The sequence below is a fragment of the Rhizobium rhizoryzae genome (assembly GCF_011046895.1).
Lineage (GTDB): Bacteria > Pseudomonadota > Alphaproteobacteria > Rhizobiales > Rhizobiaceae > Neorhizobium > Neorhizobium rhizoryzae.
The window spans coordinates 22357-42937 of record NZ_CP049250.1; the positions used below are offsets into that span (position 1 = coordinate 22357).

Consider the following 20581-nt stretch of genomic DNA (forward strand, 5'->3'; position numbering starts at 1 on the left):
TGCTGCATTGCAGCAATATTGCGACAGATCTCGCGGATTTTGGGATAACGGCAGGCCGATAGGTGTATTTCTAAAGTATAAATTCCTGATATGCGTTCATTTTAAATATTAGCAGACTTTGCGGGGCCGCCTGCTCCGGCCCCGCAAAGTCTTCCGGCTGGTACAGGAAACCGGCCGGGGGGTCTTGATCCCGAACTGATCCGGGTAAACTTGAACCCAATTTACTGGAACAAAGATTATGCAATTCAATCGTCATGGAAAGTGTCTAATTCACACGGACCGTTTGATTTTGCTGATAACCTTAATTGCAAATCATGTTTTGCATTTCAGAGGTTAGCCTATTGTGGCGTATTGTCGATACGAAATGATAGCGTTATCAGATCACAATCAGCTGTTGGCTAAGCAGAATTTCAGCCATATCCTGTTTTACTCCCGCCAAGGGTCAAGGCGTCTGTTGACGACGAAGCTGACACCGGCCTGAAGCCCGTGGATCTCCGACTATCCCGGGTTTCGCTGATCAAATTCCCGGTTTTGACAATTGCAGCAGTTGATCGGCATCCGGTTCGCCGAGAAGGATCTCGCCCATCTTTTCATCGACCACACGCATGGAGACGATCTTTCCCTGCGGCGTGAACAGGATGCGCAGGTGGCTTTTTGGGCAAAGCCTCACCAGACAGGCGCCAAAGAGTTCAAAAGGTTTTTCGGCAATCGTCACCGCTGTAGACGCGCCAGAGACGTAGAGCGGGTTCGTGATCATGTTGCGCACCCAGGGCGGAAGCCGCTGTGTCTTGCGCAGCAGTTGCTGAAGGCTTTCCCGATGGGGCTGGGACGAAGCAACGATCTCGTGCAGGAAGCGGCCTGATTTTGCCTCTTCGGCTGCCGAGAGCTGCGAGACGGCAAGGACCAGCAGACAAAGGACAAGACTGAAGCGCTTCATCAAACAGCCTCCCGAAGACGCTCCGCCGTCTGCAAATCGACCGAAACGAGTTGCGAGACGCCCTGCTCCGCCATCGTCACACCGAAAAGCCGGTTCATGCGCGCCATGGTGATGGGATTATGGGTAATGATGACGAAGCGCGTTTGCGTCGATGCGGCCATCTCATCCATCAGGTTGCAATAGCGCTCGACATTGTGGTCATCGAGCGGTGCATCCACCTCGTCCAGCACGCAAATGGGCGCCGGATTGGTGAGAAAGACCGCGAAGATCAGCGCCATGGCTGTCAGCGCCTGCTCGCCACCCGACAGAAGCGTCATTGTCTGCGGCTTCTTGCCCGGCGGACGGGCCAGGATTTCGAGCCCTGCCTCCAGCGGATCGTCGCTTTCGATGAGCTGAAGTTCCGCAGTACCGCCGTTGAAAAGATGCGTGAAAAGGCGCTGGAACTGGCCGTTGACCACATCGAAAGCGGCAATCAGTCGTTCGCGTCCCTCGCGGTTCAGGCTCTGAATGGCAGATCGCAGCTTGCGGATGGCATCAATGATGTCGTCACGCTCCTTGATGAGCGCGGAGAGCTTGTCCGAGAGTTCCCGTTGCTCCTCCTCGGCCCGAAGGTTGACGGCGCCAAGCCGTTCACGCTCCATCTTCAGGCGGTCCACCTCGCGTTCCACGGCGCTCATGTCCGGCAGGGTGGAACCCGGCTGGATGCCTGCAAGACGGAATGCCTCATGCGGCTCCACGGACAGGGCCTGGCGAATTGCATTTTCCGCATCGTGTCGACGCTCTGCGGCGGACACCAGACGCTCCTCCGCGCGGCCGCGCTTTTCACGAACCTCGGCCAGGGCCGCAAGCGCGGTGGCAGCACGCTGGTCCGCCTCGCGCTGGCGGGTTTCGGCCTCGGCCAGAGCGTCTCCGGCGGCGCGACGCGCCTCTTCCGCCTTCTGCAACTCGTTCATAAGGGCGCGGCGCTTGTCCTCGAACTCCTCCGGCGCAAGATCCAGCTCGGCCATTTCCTCACGGGCTTCGTCCTCACGCTCCCGCAGGGTCGCAACATGACCTTCGGCACTGGCGACGCGGCCCCGCCAGTTCGTGCGCTCGGCGGAAATGGCCGACAGACGGCGGCGACGCGCATCCGCATCGCGCGACAGACCCTCATAGCGCGCCCGCGCTTCCGCAAGCTCTGCCCGATGCTGCGCCACCGTCAACTGATGTTGCGCCAACCGGCGGTCGAGATCGGCGAGATCCGGTGCATCCTGTCTTTCGGCACGGGCGGCCTCGTCCTGCGCGGCCAGTTCCTCGATCTGTTCGCTCAGTTGGGCAAGGGCATTTTCGGCAACGGCACGGCGGCGCATCAGGTCGCCCGCAGCACGCTCAGCCTGCGCAAGCGCTTCACGCGCTTCCGAAACACTGCGTTGAAGAAGCCGCAGGCGTTCGCGCGCCTCGCCAAGACGCGCCTCTTCGGTCCTGATGGCCTCGCCTGCCTGAAGGCTCAGGCTTTCCGCCTCCGACAGCTCGATACGCGCATCATCGATTTCGGTCTCCAGTTCGGAGAGCCGGTTTTTCTGCGCAAGCCGAAGAGCTGCAGCACTCGGTGCCTCCGAGCCGGTGACATGCCCATCCCAGCGATAGACGGCACCTTGCTTCGTCACGAGACGCTGCCCGGGTTTCAGGCTCGCCTGCAAAGCCTTCGCATTCGACTGGTCTACGACGCCGATCTGGGCCAGCCGGCGCGCCAGTTCCGGCGGCGCTGTCACGTGGCGGGCAATGGGTTCTGCGCCCTGCGGCAGCGCCGGTCCCTCGACGGCGTTTGTCAGGCGCAGCCAGTGAGACGGGGCGGCCTCGTCCAAGGCGCTATCGAGATCGTCGCCGAGTGCCGCGCCCAGAGCAACCTCGAAGCCGCGATCAACGCGGATCATTTCCGCCACCGAAGTGAACGCACCGCTTGCCTCACCGGCGCTCAGCATGCGGCGGATGGTACGGGCTTCCGTTTCCAACCCATTCAGGTGCGCGCGCGCCTGCTCGACGGGCTGCCGGGCCTCCAGTTCCCGCTGGCGGGCCTGAGACAGCGCCTCTTCGATCTCCTCGATAGACGCTGCCGCCTCCTCCAGCGCATATTCCGCCGCCTCCACCGCTTCGCGGCGCTCTGCCGGGTCGGTCAGTTCGGAGAGTTTGTCATCGAGTGTTTCAAGCTCGCTTGCCGCTTCACTGCGCTGACGGTCGAGGCGAAGGCGGCGATCGGCGATCTCGCGGATGACCCTTTCCAGCTGCGCAACTTGAGCGGCCACCTGCGCACGCTCGGCGGTAACAGCGGCGAATTCGCCTTCGCTTTCGGCCAGGCGTGCGCTGGCATCCTCATAGGCAAGCCGAAGTTCTTCCGCCTCCTCGCCAGATTGCGCCAGAAGCTCGGTCAGTTCCTGCTCTTCCGCATCCAGCCGCTCGATCACCGCGGCATTTTCCGCCATCAACTGCTCTTCGCGGCGAATATCCTCGGCAAGCTGCGCGAGGCGGCGCATGAGATCGTCCTTGCGGCGCAGAAGGCGGCCCGCTTCTTCCTCCAGCTGGCTGCGCGCGATCTGCAGCCGTTGAAGCGCGGCACCGGCCTTGGCCTCCACCTCGCGCAGTTCGGGCAGCTTCAGTGCGGCAATAGCCTGTTCCTTGGCGGCTTCCATCTGGCTCTGGGCGCGTTCGGCGACCACAGAGGTTGCGGCATTCAGCGCCTGCGTCGCCTCGTTTTCCGCATCGCGCGCCTGGACGAAGCGGATGTAGAGGAGCTTTGCCTCCCGCTCGCGGATATCGGCAGACAGCATCTTGAAGCGACTGGCCTGCCGAGCCTGACGCTTGAGGCTTTCGATCTGGCTGCTGAACTGGGTTGTGACATCCTCCAGCCGCTCGAGATTCGTTTCCGCAGCACGCAGCCGAAGCTCCGCCTCATGGCGCCTGGAATGCAGGCCGGAAATGCCTGCCGCCTCTTCCAGCAGTTGCCGGCGCGCCTGCGGCTTTGCCTGAATGAGCTCGCCAATCCGGCCCTGCCCGACCATGGAGGGCGAGCGGGCGCCCGTGGAGGCATCGGCAAACAGAAGCTGCACGTCCTTGGCGCGGGCTTCCTTGCCGTTGATCCGATAGACGGAGCCGTTCTCCCGCTCGATCCGCCGCGAGACCTGTATCTCATCGGCATCGTTGAAGGCGGCTGGCGCGGTACGATCGCTGTTGTCGAGGTAGAGGCCGACTTCCGCGGAATTGCGCGCCGGGCGATTTCCCGATCCGGAAAAGATCACATCATCCATGCCGGAAGCACGCATGTTCTTGTAGGAGTTTTCACCCATTACCCAGCGGAGCGCTTCCACAAGGTTGGACTTTCCGCAGCCATTGGGGCCGACGACGCCGGTGAGACCCGGTTCGATGATGAATTCGGTCGGCTCGACGAAGGATTTGAAGCCGACAAGGCGCAGTTTGGTGAACTTCATGCACCACCTGCAGACAGACAGACAAAAGCGGACACGGATACGCGATCCGTGTCCGCTTTCAAAAATGCGTTCGGATCAGAGCAGGCTATCGATGAGCGCCGACATGGCTTCAACCGACATGTCTCCGGAGTAACGGTTGCCGTTGATCAGGAAGGTTGGCGTTGAATTCACGCCGAATTCTTCCGCACCGCGCTTCATGGTGGCGTTCACTTGATCGAGAAGCTTCTGGTTCGTCAAGCAGGCCTCGAAGCCTTCCTGTGAATAACCGGCCATCTTGGACATTTGCAGCAGGGCATTGCGAACATTGCCGTCTGCCGGGGCTGCCCAGGCGCGCTGCTGCTTGAACAGCATGGAAACCATGGCGTAGTAGCTCTTGGCATCCGCCATTTCCTGCGGCTTGGCCGGGTTGCAGCGGGCCAGCATGAAGGCAGCAGTCGCGACCGGATCAAACGGGAACTCGCGCAGGATGAAGCGCGCCTTGCCGGTATCGATATACTTCTGCTTGATCGGCTCGAAGGTGGTGGTGTGGAAATGCGCGCAGTGCGGGCATGTCATCGACATGTATTCGACGATGGTGACCTTGGCCTTTTCATCGCCCAGCGCCATTTCCGGCAATGCGCCAGGCTGCAGCACCTTTGCCATGTCCACCTTGCCGGAGGATTCCGGCAGATCGACCGCAAATGCGGCGGACGCGCCCAGAAGCGGCACACCGATTGCGGTTGCGGCAGCGCCGCCCATAAGCTGGCGACGGGTGGTTTGCGGTAGGCTGAACGGCATCATGGCACCTATTGAAGATAAACAGACTTTGTTGCTTCACGTATCGCGCCCTTGCTGCAAGAACAAGGCGGCGCGCAGATGGAATGTTCTTTTCTCAACCAAACGTGACAGAGAAAAGATGAACTGAAGCTGAGTGTTAGATCTGCAGGCAAAACCCTATCGCCGTGTCGCCTTTTTTGGCTGCAGGACGGCGGTGCCAAGCCTCTCCACCGCCTTGCGCAATGCCTCGTTCTCGATCCCGTCCATCATTTCGTTCAGGCGTCGAGCAGCCTCGCCGCGCAATGGCTGCGGTTTGCGGCGGTAACGCGTGGCAACCGAGACCGGCTTCTGCACGATCCGGATCTGGCGGATGGCGGGAAACCCGAAAAAGCCGTTGATCCGATCGATGAGTTCGCCCTGCGCATGGCTGAGAAACAGGGCACGCGCGCCTTCGCAGGCAATGGTCAAAACGCCGGCCTTGTGGCCGCCCTCACCTTCCGAGCCATCGCGGCGCGGCCAGGCGATCTTTTCCGGACGCGTGCATTCGGCAAACTCCTCGCCGGCAATCTCGTCCCATGAGCCGAGAAGTGCTGTGGAAATACCGGCGCGGCGGGCCAGCACCGGATCCATCAGCCCGTTGGCAATCTCTGCGATCTGGAGGGGGACGGGTTTGCGCGCCATGGTTCAGATGGTTCTTCGTGCGGCGGGCGTCAGCATGTTCCAGCGCCGGAACTGCACGATGAGGACCGCGAGGAACAGCATGGACGTTGCCAGGCACTGCTCGTGGTAGAAGGGATCATGCAACATGCCGAAAGCAAGCACGGTCCCGTAGAAATAGACGACGCAGCGCTTGAGCGGATAATGATCCGGCTGACGCCAAACCATCCAGAGGACACTTGCGAAGATCGCCAGCAGAAGTCCCAGACCCAGAAACCCGTTGGCCAGCAATTCCTGTAGCAGGAAATTATGCACATGCTTGCCGCCGACGATGTAGTGCAGATCCGGTCCGGCAACGCGCTCCAGATTGGCGAATGTATCTCTGAGGCCCACACCTGCGATGGGGTGCTCCCTGATCACGATTGTGGATGCCTTCCAGAGCGCCAGCCGGATGTTGCCGGAATCCATATTGTGTGCCTGGTCGCCGTCTACATAGTATTCATAGACGGTGGCAAAACGATCGATCAGCATGCTGTGCACGGGTGGCGCCATGAAGAGCGCGACCAGGCCAAGCGCCGCCGCCGCATAGGCTCTGTTGCGCCAGCGAGGCCGCCATTTCAGAGAACAGATCGCAAATTCGACGAGAAATAACACAGGCAGGATGAGAACGACGGCGCGCGTTTGCGACAGGAAGACCGGAACGATGGCGATCAGCAGATAGAAGGGTCCGTTGGGCAGGTATCGCCAGGGTTTTTCCACCGGAATGGTGGCAACAATGCCCGCCAGCGCGACGAGCAGTGCCACGATGGCCGCGTTTCCACCGCCGTCATACCGATCCGCAGCCGTCTGAAAAGACAGGCTTGCAAAGAGCGCTGCGACCAGCGCAACCCAGGTGCCAATGCGACCGCCAAGCACCAGCCAACGCAGCGGCTGGCGCACGAGACAGAGGCCGGATGCAATGAAGCTGAAGCCGAGCAGAAGCCCCATGAAACCGAGCTGGCGGTTTTGCCATTGCCACTCGCCACGGACACCCAGGAGCAGGACGACCCAGAAGATGTAGAGAAAGATGACACCGAGGGGGGAGTCGAGATAGGCGCGAAGTCGCCGTCGATTGGACAGCGCGACATAAATGCCTGTCGCTCCGAACACAGCGCACATGGCAACCGCCGTGGGCAGATACAGCGCGACGGAAAACATTGCAAAGGCCAGGATCCAGGGATCGATGCGACGGCGCGCCAGCAATATGCGTTTGAACGTCATTCGATCCGATCGATCCTCATGTTTCGTCTGCGGTTCTTGGCCGCTTACAAGTGGTTTGTACCTTATTGCGAAGGTTTCTATTAGGAAAGTGTTTGAAATGCGCGAAGAAGCGCCTCCTTAACACGAAATATATGCGTTGGTATCTTCGCGAGACCCTTTTGCTTTTGCTGCTTATAGTCTGCGCGGCTGGCAATGAAGGTCTGCGATCGCAAATCTCCAAACTCCAGCAGCGACTCTTCTGCCGTATAGACCGGCACATGGTGGTGCCATACCCGCTCAAGCGCCATGTCAAACGGCAAGGATTGCACCCGGAGCGGCTCCAGGAGATTTTGCGCCGCGCCTCTGGTCAGCAGATAGCAGGCCGCAGAACCTTGAGGTCCGAACCGGGACAGGCCGATACGATCTCCCATCGGCGTGGTAAAAAGGTGGCGAAAGGCGAGCGTCCGGTGATTGACCAGCTTCACGACGCAACCATCCCTGACCGTCGCCGCCACGGACTGAGCGCGCAGCATCAGGTCTTCGCTGAGAGCCACATCATCCTCGATGATCAGGGCAGCAGGCGCGCCGCTATCGACCAATTGCTGAAAAGCCTTGAGATGGCTTTTGTAGCAGCCATATTCCCCCGTCATCAGCGGACGACCGTTGCGCTTCAGAAACAGATCACGGTCGGCATCCACCCATTGGTCCGGCGGCACCTTTGAACCATCAACTCCCTGCACACGCTCCAGCCTGATGCCAAGCCTCTCCGCCTGCCCTTCGATCAACTGCCTGCGCTCGATCGCACGATCGATATTGATGAGGAGGACCGGTAAATCCATCTGCTCCGCCATTGGCTTCAAACTCGATGCACCTTATCTCTGAGGTCGAACAGGATGGATAGTCCCGCCGATATGCACTCCACAGCCGACACGTCTCTCTCCGACAAACTGCTTTCCTGGTATGATCGCCATCATCGCGAACTGCCTTGGCGCGTTACTCCCCGCGAAAGCCTGACAGGCAAGCGCGCAGACCCTTACCACATCTGGCTGTCAGAGGTGATGCTCCAACAGACAACCGTGCAAGCGGTCAAGCCCTATTTCCTGAAGTTCCTGGCAAAGTGGCCAACTGTGGGTGATCTGGCCGCCGCCCCGAGCGAGGATATCATGGCTGCATGGGCTGGCCTTGGCTATTACGCGCGGGCCAGAAACCTCAAAAAATGCGCGGAAACTGTCGCCAAAGAGCATGACGGCATGTTCCCGGACACCGAAGAGGGACTTCGTGCGCTGCCGGGAATTGGCGATTATACATCCGCTGCCGTTGCCGCCATTGCCTTCAACCGTCCGGCGGCCGTGATGGATGGCAATGTGGAACGCGTGATCTCCCGCCTCTACGCCATTTCCGATCCGCTGCCCGGCTCGAAACCACTGATGAAGGCGAGAGTGAAAGAGCTTACGCCGCTTGGCCGGCCGGGGGATTTCGCCCAGGCCATGATGGACCTTGGTGCCACGATCTGTACGCCAAAGCGTCCGGCCTGTGCGCTCTGTCCGTTCAATGCGGACTGTCTTGCCTTGAAGGCGCATGATCCGGAGCACTTTCCGGTGAAGGCCGCCAAGAAGGAAAAGCCGATCCGCCAGGGTGCCGCCTTCGTGGCCGTAACCTCCGATGGCGAAATCCTGCTGCGGCGGCGCGTGGAAAGCGGCCTGCTCGGCGGCATGACCGAGGTTCCAACCACCGCGTGGACCGCACGGCTGGATGGCGGCACGACTGAGGAGCATGCGCCCTTCCCCGGCGAATGGCATCAGGCCGGTGTCGTGACCCACATCTTCACCCATTTCGAACTGCGGCTGACCGTGTATCGGACGAAGACGCAAAAGCAACCGGACGCAAACGGATGGTGGGAGAAGGTCGATAACCTTGAAGCGCAAGCGCTTCCCACGGTCATGAAAAAAGTCATCGCAACAGCCCTTCCGAACGCGTTCAAATCGATTTAAATGGAACGAATTTGTTTCAGGAGGAGGAATTCATGACCGCGCCCATCGACCATATCGTTTTCGACATCGGCAAGGTGTTGATCCACTGGGATCCAACGATCCCCTACCAGCGGATTATTCCCGATGCGGACGAGCGGCGCTGGTTCTTCGAGAATGTCTGCACCCATGACTGGAACATGGAGCAGGACCGCGGGCGCGAATGGCCAGAGGCCGAGGCGGAGCTGATCGAGAAGTTTCCGGACCACGCGGACAATATTCGCGCCTTTCGCCAGAACTGGCATGAGATGGTGGTTCCCGCCTATCTCGACAGCGTGGCCGTCATGGAGAGCCTGATCGAGCAGGGTCGCGACGTGACGATGCTGACCAATTTCGCCGCCGACACCTTTCGCCACGCGCGCGAAATGTATCCGTTTCTCAACAAACCGCGTGGCGTGACCGTGTCGGGCGAAGTGCGGCTCATCAAGCCGGACATTGAAATCTACCAGCGACATACGCAGGAATTCGGGCTTGATCCGGCAAAGACGCTGTTCATCGACGATACGGCGATCAATGTGGAAGGTGCGAAAAAGGCCGGATGGCAGGCGGTGCAATTTACCGGCATCGACACGCTCAGGGCCGATCTGCAGCGATATGGCTTCAGTGTTTGAGGGAGTGGCGAAGTGAGCGCAGCCAAAATCTATCTCGATGGCTATCTGGATATACCGCCCGACCGGCGGGAAGATGTGCTGTCCGCACTGCCGAAGCATGTGGAACTCACGCTCGCCGAACCAGGCTGTCTTAAGTTCGAAGTCGTAGAGAGCACAGAGATCGCGGGACGGCTGCTCGTTTCGGAAATCTTTGTTGATCAGGCCGCTTTCGAAGCGCACCAGACCCGTAACCGTGCATCCGACTGGTTTCGGATCACAGCCGGTATCGAGCGGCATTTCGAAGTTCGCGAAGGATAAATGATGCGAAAAAATAAACGCCCGGTCCTTGAGGGAAAAGGACCGGGCGTTTTGTTCCTTCCGCCGGCTGGAGGTCAATCCCCGGGGGAAGGGCTCATCAACGAGGCGGTGGATCGGTCTTCGTCAATGAGGTCACTTGACCTAAAAACGACAATACGGCGAAATTGGTTCCCGAACTCTTTTCAAAAGGCATGGGAGCCATGCCATTTTCTCAATCCAGACGCGCCATATTGCTGCGAATGACGGTGCGCAGGGCGTCGATCGGCTTCAGTGCGCCTTCTTCCTCATAGTGCCAGAAGGTCCAGCCATTGCAGGTATCGAAACCCTGCACCTTGGCACCCAGGCGGTGGATGGAGCCCGCCTCCCCGCCTGACACCAACGTGCCATCGGCGCGAACAATCGCGCTGACGCGGCGCTTGACATCGGTGAGAACCTGACCCGGCTTGATGAGGCCGCTTTCCACCAGCGTGTTGAAGGCCACGCGCGGTTCGGCCTTCTTGCCGGTCATGACGGTCAGCTCGACCTTGCCGAGCGGCTCCACCTCGGCGATGCGGGCAGAGGCTGCATCGATGTAATCCTGCTCGCGCTCAATGCCGACGAAATTGCGACCCAGGCGCTTGGCGACGGCACCGGTCGTTCCCGAACCGAAGAAGGGATCGAGAATGATATCGCCCGGCTTGGTGGAGGCGAGGATGACGCGGGCGAGCAGCGCTTCCGGCTTCTGGGTCGGATGGATCTTCTTGCCGTCATCGCCCTTGAGGCGCTCGCCACCGCTGCAAATCGGGAACAGCCAGTCGGAGCGCATCTGCACGTCGTCGTTCGAGGCCTTCAGCGCGTCGTAGTTGAAGGTGTAGGCCTTGGCCTTTGCATCGCGGCTGGCCCAGATCATGGTTTCATGCGCGTTCTGGAACCGGCGACCCTTGAAGTTCGGCATAGGGTTCGTCTTGCGCCAGACGATGTCGTTCAGCAGCCAGAAGTTCAGATCCTGCAGCATGGAGCCGACGCGGAAGATGTTGTGATAGGATCCGATGACCCAGATCGTGCCGTTCGGCTTCAGCACGCGGCGGCAGGCGAGCAACCAGGCGCGGGTGAAGGCGTCGTAGGCTCCGAAGCTTTCGAATTGATCCCACTCGTCATCGACGGCATCGACCAGCGACTGGTCGGGACGATGCAACATGCCACCAAGCTGCAGATTGTACGGTGGGTCGGCAAAAATCACATCGACCGAATGGTCCGGCAGAGCTTCGAGTGCGGCAACGCAATCGCCCTTGATGATGCTGTTGATCCAGGAATCGGGACGAACCTGCTGCTTCAGGTCCACAAGCGGAAGAACGGATGCCATCTGATACTCGCTAACGCTTACTCGGATACATTTACTGACTGTTATGGTTACTCAGTTTGGTTACCAAACACTGAAGAAGATCCGAAAATTGCGAGAAATGCGTCCGCGTGGGGACGAGAGATGGTAAATCGCCGCGGCCAATTGGGCCTGACATTCGTCAAGCAAGCGTGATTGGCAGCTATGCGCTCAGCCGGATTGTTATCCTTCAGGGGCTCGTGTAGGAGGACGGCACCCCCGGAAATTTTGAGCAAAGACTGACATGAGTGGATTTGACCTTATCATCTTCGACTGCGACGGCGTTCTGGTCGATTCGGAAATCATCGCAGCGCAGGTCGAGTCCCGTCTGCTCACGGAAGCGGGCTACCCGATCTCCGTCGAGGAAATGGGCGAACGCTTCGCGGGCATGACCTGGAAGAACATTCTTCTGGCCATCGAGAAGGAAGTCGACATTCCCCTCTCCGCCTCTCTGCTCGACAAATCCGAAAAGCTGCTCGACCAGCGGCTGGAGCGGGATGTGAAGGTGATCGAGGGCGTGAAGCTGGCGCTGTCGCGGATTTCGACTCAGGCCTGCATCTGCTCCAACTCCTCCAGTCACCGGCTGGACATGATGCTGACCAAGGTTGGCCTCAAGCCCTATTTCGCCCCGCATATCTTTTCCGCCAAGGATCTCGGGCCGGACAAGGTGAAGCCGCGTCCGGACATTTTCCTGCACGCGCTGGCGACGTTCAAGGTCTCCCCTTCCCGCGCCGTCGTGGTGGAAGATTCCGTGCATGGCATTCACGGCGCCGTCGCCGCTGGCTGCCGAGTGGTCGGTTTTACCGGCGCATCGCATACCTATCCGAGCCATGCCGACCGGCTGACGGATGCCGGTGCTGAAACGGTGATCTCGCGCATGAGCGACCTGCCGGCAACGATTGCGGCGCTGGGAGAATGGGTGGGTGTGGCCTGATTTGAACTGACCCTACGACAAAGGGTGTAAATCTAGCCTCCGTCATGCTCGGGCCTGTCCCGAGCATCTGCAACCTACTGATTTTGTTATCTTCAGTAGATCCTCGGCACAAGGCCGAGGATGACGTTGTATGTAAGCGATGTTTTACCGCTTGTTGCGGCCGGTCTTCTTGACCGTGGCATCGTCGAAGCCGATGCGAACGCGGGTAAAGGTGGAAACACCGCCCATCTGGTTGGGGATCGAGACATCCGCCTTGTCGAACAGGAACTGCGCGACACCTTCCGCCGGAACATCCACGGCAGTGATCTGCGTCTGCGAGTAGAGAACCTTGTCGCCTTCGCCAATGACTTCGACATTGATCGGCAGGGAAATGCGGCCAGGCTTGCCAGCAGGGCCGATAACCACGCGGCCTTGCGCCTGTACGCGGATGGTCAGCGTTGTGTCATTGGCGGTGCAGGCGCGCGTGGCTTCAGACAGCGAAGCGCGATAGATGAGCTTGGCCGGATCATCCTTGGCATTGCCCGCATAGGCGTTCTTGATTGCCGATTGCTCCAGCATGCCCACCTGCGGGCAGTAGGCCTGCACGACAACCGGGCCTGTGGCGGCTGCGGGCTGCGCAGAGGAGCCCAGCGAAAGACCCGATACCGGTGAAGACGAATTGCAGCCTGCGAGGATTGCGAGAAGCGCGAGCGGTAGGAACTTGAGCGATTGCTTGCCAGACACGTGACTGCGACCCTTTTCTTCTGAACGGTCCCGAATAGGCGTCATGAATACGCATTCCGGGCTTTCACGGCAAATTTTGATGGTCTATACCAGCGCCCAACGGAAAAATCGATTGGCATTGCAGCTGAATTTTACCTGTCGCAGAAGAGTTTGATGCGAACCAGGCAAGGTGGCGGTAGTGAAAGCGGCGTTTCCCCACCATGCCGGTCTCTCCGGCGTCTTTTGGATTGTGCTCAGGAATACGGTCTTGCAATATATCTCTACACGTGGTGATGCGCCCGCTCTTGGTTTTCGCGATGCCCTGCTGGCAGGTCTTGCCCGCGACGGCGGCCTTTATCTGCCGGAAACCTGGCCACAGCTTTCCAAAAAGGAAATCCGCAACCTGCGAGGCAAAAGCTATCAGGATGTAGCCTTCGCAGTTCTTTCGCATTTCACCGGCGATGAAATTCCAGCTGACGCCCTGAAATCCATGATCGACGAGGCCTATGCCACCTTCCGGCATCCGGCTATTGCGCCCCTCGTGCAGGTTGGCCCCAACGATTATGTGCTGGAACTCTTCCACGGCACGACGCTGGCCTTCAAGGACGTGGCCATGCAGCTGCTGGCCCGCCTGATGGATTATGTTCTGGCCGAGCGCGGCGAGCGTGCGACAATCGTCGGTGCAACATCCGGCGATACGGGCGGCGCGGCCATCGACGCCTTTGCCGGACGCGAGCGCACGGACGTGTTCATTCTGTTCCCGCATGGCAAGGTTTCGCCGGTGCAGCAGCGGCAGATGACGACCTCGGGACACGCCAATGTGCATGCCGTTGCCGTTCATGGCAATTTCGACGACTGCCAGGATCTGGTGAAGGCGATGTTCAACGACGTATCTTTCCGCGAAAGCGTGAAGCTGTCGGGCGTCAACTCCATCAACTGGGCGCGCATCATGGCGCAGGTTGTCTATTACTTCACATCCGCCATTTCGCTCGGCGCGCCGGATCGCAAGGTCTCGTTTACGGTGCCAACCGGCAATTTCGGCGACATTTTCGCCGGTTATGTGGCCAAGCGCATGGGCCTGCCGATCGACCGGCTGGTGATCGCCACCAATGACAACGACATTCTGGCGCGTACGCTGAAGACCGGCCGCTACGAGATGAAGCCGGTGGTGGCAACCACCTCGCCCTCCATGGACATCCAGATCTCGTCGAACTTCGAGCGGCTTCTGTTTGAATCCTACGGTCGCGATTCGGCAGCGGTTCGTTCGGCCATGTCGGGCCTGCGTCAATCAGGAGCCTTCGAGATCCAGCCGGAGGCGCTGAAGGCCATCCGCCGCGAATTCAAGGCCGGTCGGGCCACGCAGAAACAGGTGGCTGAGACCATTCGCGCGACCCTTGCCGAGACCGGCTACCTGCTTGATCCGCATACGGCGACGGGAATTTTCGTCGCCTCCAAGAACGCAAAGGGCACCAGCCCCATGGTGACACTTGCAACCGCGCACCCGGCCAAGTTCCAGGCAGCCGTAGAATCTGCTTGCGGAATTCATCCGGCGCTCCCATCATGGATGGGAGATCTGATGAGTAGGGAGGAGCACTTCGACCTGTTGGAACCCGAGCTGAAGGCGGTGGAAGCATTCATCAGCCAGCACGCGCGGGCCAAGGCTTGAACCATTGCTCTTGGGTAGACAGGTCAGAGTGCCGGAAAGACCAACGATGAATGTTGAAATCACCCGGCTTGCCTCCGGGTTGACCGTAGTGACGCAGAACATGCCGCATCTGGAAAGCGTGGCACTCGGCGTCTGGATCAAATCGGGCTCGCGCAATGAAACCGTAGACGAACACGGCATTGCGCATCTCCTGGAGCACATGGCCTTCAAGGGCACCGCGCGACGCAGCGCCCGTGACATTGCCGAGGAGATCGAGAATGTGGGCGGCGAACTCAACGCCGCCACGTCTACCGAAACCACCTCTTATTATGCACGCGTCCTGAAGGACCATGTGCCGCTAGCAATCGACATTCTGGCGGACATCCTGACGGAATCCTCTTTCGACGAGGAAGAGCTGGAGCGCGAAAAGCACGTCATCCTGCAGGAAATCGGTGCGGCTAACGATACGCCAGATGATGTGGTGTTCGACCGCTTCTCGGAGGTTGCCTATCGCGGGCAGACGATCGGTCGCCCGATACTCGGCACGCCGGAGACGGTGAAAGGCTTCCAGCCGGACCAGATCCGCGCCTATCTTTCGCGCAACTACACCACCGACCGCATGTTCATCGTCGCCGCCGGCGCCGTGGACCACGATACGCTGGTGAAACAGGTGGAAGATCGCTTCTCCCTGTTGCCGACCACGCCTTCCGCGCCGCCAGTGTTCGAGCCTGCCCGCTATCTGGGTGGCGAAGTGCGCGAGATGCGTGACCTGATGGACACGCAATTGCTGCTCGGCTTCGAGGGCAAGGCCTACCACGCGCGCGACTTCTACTGCTCGCAAATCCTGGCAAACATTCTGGGCGGCGGCATGTCGTCGCGTCTGTTCCAGGAGATCCGCGAACATCGGGGGCTCTGCTATTCGGTCTACGCCTTCCACTGGGGCTTTTCCGATACGGGCGTCTTCGGCGTTCATGCGGCAACCGGTGGCGAAGACCTGCCGGAACTAGTGCCGGTGATCCTGCAGGAGCTTCGCAAGTCCTCGGAATTCATCGACAACCAGGAAATCGATCGCGCCCGCGCCCAGATCCGCGCCCAGCTTCTGATGGGGCAGGAAAGCCCGGCTGCCCGCGCGGGGCAGATTGCCCGGCAGATGATCCTGCATGGCCGCATCATTCCGAACAATGAAATGATGGAACGTCTTGCAGGGATCACGACTTCGCGATTGACGGATCTTGCCGGACGGCTGTTTTTCGATACAGTCCCCACATTGTCCGCCATCGGCCCGGTCGAGAAACTGGCGCCGCTATCGGACATCACGGCGGCACTTTCTTCGCCGCAGATCAAGTCTCAGATCGCAGCCGGTTGATGGCGGTGGCTTCTCCTGCGCCCGTTGCAAGGAAAACGGGCGCGGCGAGGCAGAATGGGGTGGTTATTGGTGTTTCGGTTTCTGTCGCGCCAGCCGGAGTCCCCAGAGCTCTACGGAGATCATATTCTCTTGCGCCTGCCGCGCTATCAGGACTACGCCGCCTGGTATGCACTGCGCTCAGAGAGCCGCGCCTTCCTGCAGCCCTGGGAGCCAAGCTGGCGGCATGACGAGTTGACGGAATCGGCGTTTCGGGCACGGGTCATCCGTAATTCACAGGAATTCTCGTCGGGGCTCGCGGTGCCACTCTTTATGTTCCGGCGGGAAGACAAGGCCCTCCTGGGCGGCATTACAATCGGTTACATCCGCAGAGGAGCGGCGCAAAGCTGCATGGTTGGGTACTGGATGGGTGAACGACATGCCGCCAAGGGTCATATGTTTGCCGCAGTCCAGCTGGTAGTACCCTACATCTTCTCCGGGCTTCAGTTGCACCGTATCGAGGCAGCCTGTATTCCGGAGAACTGGAAGAGCATACGGCTTCTGGAAAAAGCCGGTTTCGAACGGGAAGGCGTGTTGCGGAAATATCTGAAAATCAACGGCGAGTGGCGCGATCACATCCTCTATTCGCTGATCGAGGGCGATACGGCCGAGCGCGGGAAGCAGCTGACCCTATGAGACGCGATCGCCTCATAGCAGCGGCAGTGTCGCGCGTGCTCGGACTGGTTCTGGCGATCATCATCTCGCTGTCGTCCGTCACGCAATCCTTCGCCTTCGAGCCGGTCAAGATCTCGCGCGACGACCGCGCGCTGAACCTGACGGCAACAACGGATATCTATGCCAACCAGGGTGAAGCCTTCCAGGTATCGACCGCGCCCGGAAGCGACGGTATTCGTCGCCGCATCGAGGTTCAGGCCAGCACACCCAACCATCAGGGCGACTGGGCGGTCTTCGCTCTCGCCAATGTATCCGAGGAGCAGCTGGAGCGCGTGATCGTTGCGCCGCATTTCCGGCTGGTCAATTCCAAGGTCATCTGGCCGGATCTCGGCTCGCAGCGCATCGATGCCATCACGCCCTCGGAAGGCTTTGCGCTGGATCGGGTGCCGAGCGCGGATGCCGATGTCTTCCGCATCACGCTGAACCCCGGCTCCGTGGTGACCTTCGTCGCCGAGCTTGCCACCCCTTCCCTGCCGCAGATCTATCTGTGGGAGCCGGATGCCTACAAGGATACGATCAATTCCTTCACGCTCTATCGCGGCATCGTGCTGGGCATTGCGGGTCTTCTGGCCGTGTTCCTCACCATTCTCTTCGTGGTGAAGGGTACCTCCATGCTGCCTGCTGCCGCAGCGCTCGCCTGGGCGGTTCTTGCCTATATCTGCGTGGACTTCGGGTTCCTGGAAAAGCTGATCAGCATCACCTCGAGCGATGTGCGAATATGGCGAGCCTGCGCGGAGGTGGCGCTGGCATCCTCGCTTGTCATCTTCCTCTTCACCTATCTCAACCTCAATCGCTGGCACGTGCATCTGGGACACGCCACCTTTGCCTGGGTCATCGGCCTTGTGCTTCTCTACGGCGTTGCGATCTACGATCCCTCGATTGCGTCGGGCATTGCGCGGATCTCGCTTTCGCTGACTGCGACGGCGGGCATTCTTCTGATCGTCTATCTGGGTCTCAACCGCTACGACCGCGCCATCCTGCTGGTGCCGACCTGGGCCCTGTTCATGGTCTGGCTGTTCGGTGGTTGGCTGACGGTCTCCGGCCAGCTGGACAATGACATCATCCAGCCTGCACTCGGCGGTGGCCTTGTTCTGATCGTCCTCCTCATCGGCTTCACGGTCATGCAGCACGCCTTCGCGGGTGGCGCCTATCAGCAAGGTCTGTTTTCCGATCTGGAACGGCAGTCGCTGGCTCTCATGGGCAGCGGCGATACGGTGTGGGACTGGGATGTGGCGCGCGACCGTCTGGTGACGACGCCGGATGTGGCCGTGCGCCTTGGCATGCAGCTTGGCAGCATGCACGGGCCGGTTCGCAACTGGATACCCCGCCTGCATCCGGATGACCGTGATCGGTTCAAGGCAACACTCGATGTTCTGCTGGAACAGCGGAAAGGGCGGCTTCACCACGAATTTCGTGTTCGGGCTGAAGACGGCCATTACCATTGGCTGCAGATCCGCGCGCGGCCCGTGCTGGGCTCGAACGGCGAAATCATCCGCTGCGTCGGCACCATCGTGGACGTGACGGAGCCGAAGAATTCCGTCGAACGCCTGCTCTCCGACGCGCTGCACGACAATCTGACCGGCCTGCCGAACCGCCAGCTTTTCCTCGACCGGCTGCAATCGATCCTGTCTATCGCGGCCGGCAGCGACAACGTCAGACCGACGGTCATGGCGATCGATATCGACCGCTACAAGCAGGTGAACGATGCGCTGGGCATTGCGGCTGGCGACAATATTCTCATCGCGCTGACACGGCGGTTGCGTCGCCTGCTGAAGCCGCAGGATACGCTGGCGCGCATTTCCGGCGACCAGTTCGGCATCATTCTCGTATCGGAGCGCGACCCGGCAAAGGTGGCGGATTTCGCCGATGCTGTTGCGCAGGCCATCATGGTGCCGATCAATTTTGCCCAGCGCGAGGTCATTCTCACCGCGTCCGTTGGCCTGTCTTCCTGGGTGGACCAGCAGGAAAATGCCGTCAGCATGCTGGGCGATGCGGAGCTTGCCATGTACCGGGCCAAGCGCGGCGGCGGCAACAAGGTGGAACCCTTCCGGCCAGCTTTCCGTGGCAATGATACGCCGGACCGGCTGCAGGTGGAGACGGACCTGCGCCGTGCGCTGGAACGCCGCGAGCTTTCCATGGCCTATCAGCCGATCATCCAGCTTTCGGACGGCGAGATCGTCGGTTTCGAGGCCCTTATGCGCTGGAAGCATCCGAAGCGCGGCCTCATTCCGCCCAGCGAGTTCATTCCGATTGCGGAGACCTGCGATCTCATCGAGCCGCTCGGCATCTTTGCGCTTGAGTGCGCGACCTCGGATCTCGGCACCTGGGAAAAGGTGACCGGCGAGTTGCCGATCTTCATGTCGGTGAACCTGTCGAGTGCGCAGCTTCTGAACGCTGATCTCTTTAACGAAATCCGCGCGCTGCTGAACCGCACCGGCTGCGATCCGCACCGGCTGAAGCTGGAGCTGACGGAATCCATGATGATGGATAATCCCGAGCAGGCTCGTCTCATTCTCGACAAGCTGAAGGATCTTGGCGTCAGTCTTGCGCTGGATGACTTCGGAACGGGCTATTCTTCGCTCGGCTATCTGACCCAGTTCCCCTTCGACACGATCAAGATCGACAAATCGCTGGTTCTCGATCATTCCGAGCGTGGCGAAGTGCTGCTGCGCTCCATCATCAACATGGTGCGCTCCATGGATATGACAGTCGTGGCGGAAGGTATCGGCACCGATGAGGATGCGGCTGAACTGGCGCGTCTGGGATGCCCCTATGGTCAGAGCTATCTGTTCGGCGCCCCGATGCCCGCCGATGCGGTGCAAAGGCTGCTGCGTGAACGCTTCCCCCTCACCCGCCGGGCATGATGGCAAAGGTTCAGAAGATCATCCTCGTCGGAAAAATCCTCTTCACAATCCTGCCTTGATTGAGGTGATATGAGGCCCGTGCGATGATCGCGCGCCTGCCTTTCTTATCACCTCCATCACAACGAGGCTGCCTATGGCCGAAACGGATGCTTCCATGACCTCCGACGACGAGGACATGCCGACTGCCGCCACCATGGAAACCGATCCCGACACGGGCGTGGTGACGATAAAGCGCAAGCTGATCCGCGATGCCGTCACCGGCCAGCAGTTGAAACGGCGCGATGCGGTCAACATCGAAAACATGCGCCCGGCTCTGGTGGATTTCATCCGGCAGGATCACCCGGACATTCCCCATAGAGGCTTTCTCAGTCGCAAGCTCATCGAGAAATATCGCAGCCGCTTCATCTCGGAACTGCTGCGCGAGGAGCGAGGCGAGCTTTCCGTCCTCGAGAACGAGGTTATCGAGAGCCTCGAAAGCCACGATACGCTGACGGAGAACATCGAAGACGATTACGAGGAAAAGCGCTCGCTGGGTGACCGCGTTGCCGATGGCGTGGCCAGTTTCGGCGGAAGCTGGACCTTCATCATCTCCTTCTGCGCCTTTCTGGCCGTCTGGATGATGATCAACCTGGTCCTCGGTGCGAACGAGGCCTTCGACGCCTATCCTTTCATTTTGCTCAATCTGGTGCTCTCCACCATCGCAGCACTTCAGGCGCCGGTGATCATGATGAGCCAGCGGCGGCAGGAGCAGAAAGACCGGCTGCGGGCGCTGAACGATTACAAAGTGAACCTGAAGGCCGAACTGGAAATCCGCCACCTGCATGAAAAGGTGGATCATCTCCTCAACCGGCAATGGGAACGCCTGACAGAGATCCAGCAGATCCAGATCGAAATGATGCGCGATCAGGCCAAGAAGACAGAGCGCGCGCTGAAGGCAGTAAAAAGCGCCAAGCCACCGCAGAAAAAGGCAAAGGCCCCGGCAGCAGCGCCGGAGCCTTCAGATGGATCGCAATAGGG

The 20581-nt window shown here is 59.9% G+C and carries 17 protein-coding genes; 9 read left to right on the plus strand and 8 right to left on the minus strand.

The window, feature by feature from the left end; genetic code table 11:
* Positions 1–517: 517 nt before the first annotated feature.
* The 6 genes from G6N80_RS06445 to G6N80_RS06470 form a co-directional block, all read right to left on the minus strand.
* Positions 518–937 (minus strand): Ivy family c-type lysozyme inhibitor, encoded by a 420-nt coding sequence (locus G6N80_RS06445; protein ID WP_165132465.1) that lies wholly within the window; start codon positions 935–937, stop codon positions 518–520.
* A complete protein-coding gene (gene smc / locus G6N80_RS06450; protein ID WP_165132468.1) occupies positions 937–4398 on the minus strand; it encodes a chromosome segregation protein SMC in 3462 nt (1153 codons plus the stop codon). Before smc ends, G6N80_RS06445 begins: the two co-directional genes overlap by 1 nt.
* A gap of 75 nt (positions 4399–4473) precedes the next feature.
* Entirely contained in the window at positions 4474–5175 is a 702-nt protein-coding gene (locus G6N80_RS06455; protein ID WP_062553244.1) for a DsbA family protein, read from the minus strand.
* Positions 5176–5331: 156 nt separating this feature from the next.
* Complete coding sequence (locus tag G6N80_RS06460; protein WP_062552991.1) at positions 5332–5835, minus strand: DUF721 domain-containing protein; 504 nt, start codon at positions 5833–5835, stop codon at positions 5332–5334.
* 3 nt (positions 5836–5838) lie between these two features.
* Complete coding sequence (locus G6N80_RS06465; RefSeq protein WP_062552992.1) at positions 5839–7071, minus strand: O-antigen ligase family protein; 1233 nt, start codon at positions 7069–7071, stop codon at positions 5839–5841.
* Between the two features lie 80 nt (positions 7072–7151).
* Positions 7152–7889, minus strand: coding sequence for a glycosyltransferase family 25 protein (locus G6N80_RS06470; RefSeq protein WP_165132471.1), 738 nt, complete (start codon positions 7887–7889; stop codon positions 7152–7154).
* 72 nt (positions 7890–7961) lie between these two features.
* Here G6N80_RS06470 and mutY point away from each other — a divergent pair, with 72 nt between their 5' ends.
* Genes mutY through G6N80_RS06485 form a run of 3 tightly spaced genes read left to right on the plus strand, consistent with a single transcriptional unit; the run spans position 7962 to position 9985 of the window.
* A complete protein-coding gene (gene mutY, locus G6N80_RS06475) occupies positions 7962–9041 on the plus strand; it encodes an A/G-specific adenine glycosylase (RefSeq protein ID WP_165132474.1) in 1080 nt (359 codons plus the stop codon).
* Positions 9042–9073: 32 nt separating this feature from the next.
* Positions 9074–9688 (plus strand): HAD family hydrolase, encoded by a 615-nt coding sequence (locus G6N80_RS06480; protein WP_062552994.1) that lies wholly within the window; start codon positions 9074–9076, stop codon positions 9686–9688.
* Positions 9689–9700: 12 nt separating this feature from the next.
* On the plus strand, positions 9701–9985 hold the full coding sequence (locus tag G6N80_RS06485) for a putative quinol monooxygenase (RefSeq protein WP_062552995.1): 285 nt from the start codon (positions 9701–9703) through the stop codon (positions 9983–9985).
* 211 nt (positions 9986–10196) lie between these two features.
* Here the strand turns inward: G6N80_RS06485 and G6N80_RS06490 are convergent, their stop codons facing one another.
* Positions 10197–11327, minus strand: a complete 1131-nt coding sequence (locus tag G6N80_RS06490) for a site-specific DNA-methyltransferase (RefSeq protein ID WP_062552996.1) — start codon at positions 11325–11327, stop codon at positions 10197–10199.
* Between the two features lie 259 nt (positions 11328–11586).
* Between G6N80_RS06490 and G6N80_RS06495 the strand changes: the two genes are divergently transcribed.
* Entirely contained in the window at positions 11587–12276 is a 690-nt protein-coding gene (locus tag G6N80_RS06495; protein ID WP_062552997.1) for an HAD family hydrolase, read from the plus strand.
* Between the two features lie 144 nt (positions 12277–12420).
* Here G6N80_RS06495 and G6N80_RS06500 read toward each other — a convergent pair whose 3' ends face one another.
* On the minus strand, positions 12421–13044 hold the full coding sequence (locus tag G6N80_RS06500; RefSeq protein WP_210300730.1) for a PilZ domain-containing protein: 624 nt from the start codon (positions 13042–13044) through the stop codon (positions 12421–12423).
* 202 nt (positions 13045–13246) lie between these two features.
* On the opposite strand from G6N80_RS06500, the gene thrC reads away from it, so the two are divergent.
* The 5 genes from thrC (at position 13247) to G6N80_RS06525 (ending at position 20579) form a co-directional block, all read left to right on the plus strand.
* Positions 13247–14644: a threonine synthase gene (thrC, locus tag G6N80_RS06505; RefSeq protein ID WP_062553246.1), complete on the plus strand. Its 1398-nt coding sequence runs from the start codon at positions 13247–13249 to the stop codon at positions 14642–14644.
* A gap of 46 nt (positions 14645–14690) precedes the next feature.
* Entirely contained in the window at positions 14691–15989 is a 1299-nt protein-coding gene (locus G6N80_RS06510; RefSeq protein ID WP_062552998.1) for a M16 family metallopeptidase, read from the plus strand.
* Between the two features lie 69 nt (positions 15990–16058).
* Positions 16059–16661, plus strand: coding sequence for a GNAT family N-acetyltransferase (locus G6N80_RS06515; protein WP_246251458.1), 603 nt, complete (start codon positions 16059–16061; stop codon positions 16659–16661).
* Entirely contained in the window at positions 16658–19564 is a 2907-nt protein-coding gene (locus tag G6N80_RS06520) for an EAL domain-containing protein (RefSeq protein ID WP_165132479.1), read from the plus strand. The genes G6N80_RS06515 and G6N80_RS06520 overlap by 4 nt, the downstream gene beginning before the upstream one ends.
* 154 nt (positions 19565–19718) lie before the next feature.
* Positions 19719–20579 (plus strand): DUF1003 domain-containing protein, encoded by an 861-nt coding sequence (locus G6N80_RS06525; RefSeq protein ID WP_425503900.1) that lies wholly within the window; start codon positions 19719–19721, stop codon positions 20577–20579.
* Positions 20580–20581 lie beyond the last annotated feature (2 nt).